This window comes from Faecalicatena contorta, assembly GCF_021531995.1.
Lineage (GTDB): Bacteria > Bacillota > Clostridia > Lachnospirales > Lachnospiraceae > Dorea_A > Dorea_A contorta_A.
Genome location: NZ_JAFBIZ010000274.1, coordinates 1 through 824 on the forward strand (window position 1 = coordinate 1; position 824 = coordinate 824).

Genomic DNA, 824 nt, shown 5'->3' on the forward strand with positions numbered 1-824 from the left:
ATTCATCAGATCTGTGTTCTCGCAAGCCTCTTCATATGCCTCATATAAATCCATAAAAAATGCTTTAATTTCGTTCATCATACCCTTTTTCCTCCTTGCTTTCTATACTTGTATTATATCTTTTTTTCCGGTATAATACTCGTCAAAAGATATTTAGAAGTAGCCAAATCTTGCAAAAGGAGTATTGACATGCTGCCATTATATGAAAAAACTGAAAATGAACTTGATATCCGCCACACACGTTCCAGACATATTGCTCCTCATCTTCACGAGGCACTGGAATGTGTCTATGTGACAGATGGAACTTTAGAGATCGGAATCGGAAAGGAACTGTATCATATGGAAAAGGGGGATTGTGCCATTGTATTTCCCAATCTGATCCACCATTACCAGGTCTTTGATACAGGAAACTGCCGCGCCTATTATCTATGGGCATCTCCATCCCTGTGCGGTCTGTACCTGCCATTACTTCGACAATCCAGACCCAAAACTCCCGTTATCCCGGCTGCGCTTCTCCATCCGGACATCCAATATGCTTTTTACAGTCTGCTTGAATATCCGGCAGAAACAGAAAAAACGGTAATCTATTCCGCCTTCATACGACTGATTCTGGCTCGGAGTCTGCCCATCTATCAGCTTTCCGATAAGCCGATTCACGATAACGACGATATTGTATATCAGACGGTTTCTTATATATCCAATAACTTTAAAAGACATATCACACTTACAGGAATGGCAAAAGATCTGGGATTCAGTCCCTATGCGCTTTCACGTGTATTTTCCGGCACATTTCATAAGAACTTCAATCATTATCTCAATGATAC

General features: G+C 40.8%; 1 protein-coding gene. It reads left to right on the forward strand.

What is annotated here, in order from left to right; genetic code table 11:
• Window positions 1-189: 189 nt before the first annotated feature.
• The coding region (locus JQM82_RS15900; protein ID WP_235251392.1) for a cupin domain-containing protein at window positions 190-824 on the forward strand (635 nt) is incomplete at its 3' end.